Source organism: Salipaludibacillus neizhouensis, assembly GCF_002886185.1.
GTDB lineage: Bacteria > Bacillota > Bacilli > Bacillales > Salisediminibacteriaceae > Salipaludibacillus > Salipaludibacillus neizhouensis.
Genome location: NZ_NJAW01000038.1, coordinates 1 through 3,046, shown reverse-complemented (window position 1 = coordinate 3,046; position 3,046 = coordinate 1). Strand labels below are relative to the sequence as shown.

Below are 3,046 nucleotides of genomic sequence, written 5' to 3'. Positions count from 1 at the left end.
GGGTTATGGAATCCTGCGAATAAGTGAGCATTCAAGAGATATAACAATCACACTGAGGGAGTTTAAGTGAAAAATTTCACAAACTTTTATATTTTCTATTATCACTTTAACATAAATTTCCTAATTCATTTTCAAAATATTAGGAACTACTCTGCAACAATATGGCCCGATTGCTGAACAAAATAAAAAAGCACACATTTGCTATCTGTTATTGTAGTTTATAAATAAAATTCTAATTTTATAGAAGTTATTATTTGTTCCAAAACTCGTCCGAAACTGTACGAAAAAAAACAGATTGAACACGCTTTACATCTACTGAAGAGTAATTCCTATAAGCAAGAGGAGGAAATAACGGGCATTTCAAAAAGCACTTTGATTCGTGCCAAAAGATAAGCAACAAAAAGCGTGCTTTAATTTAAGAAAGAGCTGCCATGAAAGGCAACTCTTTCTTATTGAGTAATAGAGTTAAATACTTCCGTGAACTGGCGTTATGTTAACCTGTTGTGTATCGTGCATGTAAGGTGATATAAGTCACAAAACTACTCTGACTAAATCTGGAGTTCCAAAATGGGTACAAGATAAAGTTAAGGAAACTGCAGAATTTAAAAAAGGTAAGACAAAACAAAAAGAGTTAGATAAAGCTAGAGCGGAAGCTAAGAAGTTTTCATGGACAGATTTGGTGTTTGAATGGGGGATTTTTTTGTTGCCTTTTTTTTGAAAAAAAGGCAAGGTTTTGATCTTGGTGAATGAAATTCAACCTTTGTGAATAGGGAGAAAAAACGTCTTGTAACGGACGCTTTTTTCTTGTTTTTGAAATTATACAGCACCAAGCTAGAATCTAAATATATAGACCTTAATCTGTTTCAAAAATAGATTAAGGTATTTCATTATTGACATGAGGTTTAGTTATGTACTATAATAAATTTATGTTAGTGGCCACTAACGTCTTACTAGGAAGTGATGGAATGGTAAAGCCTCAGAAGGACCATAATAGGTGTACAAGTGAGAGGATTTTATATGCTGCTATAGATCTTATTGCCGATAAAGGCTATAAATCTGTGACGACGAAGGAAATTGCCGCGGTCTCGCAGGTCAGTGAAATGACTGTCTTCCGTCACTTTGGGAACAAGCGTGCTATATTGGAGAAGGCAATCGAAAAATACTCTTCAATAAGTATCGAGCACGTCTTTTCTAATCTCTTGCAATGGGAATTGCAGCATGACTTGCTGCTGATTAGTCGTACCTATATGTCCGGAATGATCAGAAATGATAAAGTCTTTTTGATCCTAATTAAAGAAGGAACTTCATTGTATGAGCTCGATCACGAGATAACCAAGCATCCAGTGCAGCTGCAAAAATCACTTTCACACTATTTTAGGCAAATGGAGCAAAAGGGAAAAGTGATTTCAGGTGATTCGGATGTGCAAGCAAGTGCTTTTATGCGGATGAATTTGGGCACTTACGCCACGCACTTAATTCATAGGCGTCATGAAACAACAGTCATTGATGAGCAGCAGATGGAACAGCTTCTGCTAGTCAATACACAGATTTTTGCTAGGGGTTTAACCCCCTAGTTTTTTAAAAAACAAAATGTTAGTTATTGCTAACTAACATTTTAAACTTGAAAGCACGATGTTAGTTAGTAATAACTAACAAATTAAAACTAAAATTAGAAAAGAGGTTTTTATTTTGGCTAAGTTATTGTATATTACTGCAAATCCAAAAGACGTTTCCAATTCGAACAGCTTAATGGTTGGAGAAGAATTTTTAGCTGCTTATGCAGCCCAGAATCCGGGTGATGTGATCGAGAAGCTTGATTTATTCGCAGCGGACCTTCAAGAAATCGATGCGGACATTTTAAGTGCATGGGGTAAATTTGGTCCAGGTACCGGTGATAGTGATACTGCTGTTGAAAGGGGAAAAGTGCAGAAAATGGGCGCTACTTTAGAGCAATTTTTAGCGGCTGATAAATACGTTTTCGTAACTCCGATGTGGAATTATAGCTTGCCTCCTCGTGTGAAAACATATATTGATTCACTCTTTATTCCAAACAAGACATTTAAATACACGGAAACCGGTCCAGTGGGTATGCTTGAAGGTAAGAAAGCAGTGCATATACACTCAACAGGCGATGTATATTCACAAGGTCCATCAGCTTCAATGAACTTTGGCGACCCGTATTTGAAAGCAGTATTGGGCTATCTCGGTGTTAAAGATTATTCAGCTGTATTGATTGAAGGCACGAAAATATTCCCAACTGAAGCAGAAGCTATTAGAGAAAAAGCGGTTGCACAAGCTCGCGGAGTTGCTAAATCGTTCTAAGTAAAAATCGATGACAATGAAATAGAAAATGATAATGACATTCGGATGTTATGTCTACTAGGGGTGCATGCAGCATCCAAACTTGAATTAGAGCAGTAGATGTATTAAAGTGCACTCAAAAAACTTTCCGAATCTAACACAATATAAATATTTAGATTCACAAAAACAGGGTCGCTGTTATAATTCAATACAATTCAATAGGGTAATTGAAAACTTCGAAATGAAATGATAAACTTATTGCATATCAACTTACTTTAACTTTTAATACCGAACCCATGCGGGATCGGTGATGACTAATGGAAAGTCTTTGGACCGATTGAGACACAGTTCTTTTTTTGCTGTGATTAAAAATCGGGCCAGAGGCTCTTTTTGCGTTCGATTCATGGCGAGTTATCAAAGTTCGCAAGATGGAGTATCATACGAAAATCAAGAAGGATATTCCCAACAAGTGTTTAAACTCTATCAATAGAGTTTTGTCTCCTTGTCACTTTTGGAGTTAATTTGCACCCTTTTTTAGTGCTATTTTGCACTATATGTAAATATAAAAAGGTCCGATTTCCCAGCATTAAAATTGGGAAATTAGACCTTTTTTATTATTTCACAAACGCGCCTGATTGTTGTAAATCATTTTTCTATTGCAAAGTATCGTTGTACTCCCTCAGTTAGATTCTATTTACTCACAAATGCTCGCTTATTCGCAGGATTTCAGACCACTTCTAAGAAC

2 protein-coding genes and 1 pseudogene are annotated in these 3,046 nt (G+C 36.1%); all 3 read left to right on the top strand.

Annotated features, from left to right (window positions below; all coding sequences use genetic code 11):
* Nucleotides 1-267 precede the first annotated feature (267 nt).
* Nucleotides 268-393, top strand: a pseudogene (locus tag CEF18_RS25590) (recombinase family protein); the annotation flags it as partial.
* A gap of 572 nt (nt 394-965) precedes the next feature.
* Nucleotides 966-1,574 carry a TetR/AcrR family transcriptional regulator gene (locus CEF18_RS25585; protein ID WP_183041271.1) on the top strand — a complete coding sequence of 203 codons (609 nt, stop codon included), beginning with the start codon at nt 966-968 and terminating at the stop codon, nt 1,572-1,574.
* A gap of 115 nt (nt 1,575-1,689) precedes the next feature.
* Entirely contained in the window at nt 1,690-2,322 is a 633-nt protein-coding gene (locus CEF18_RS25580) for an FMN-dependent NADH-azoreductase (protein WP_110939326.1), read from the top strand.
* Nucleotides 2,323-3,046: the final 724 nt, after the last annotated feature.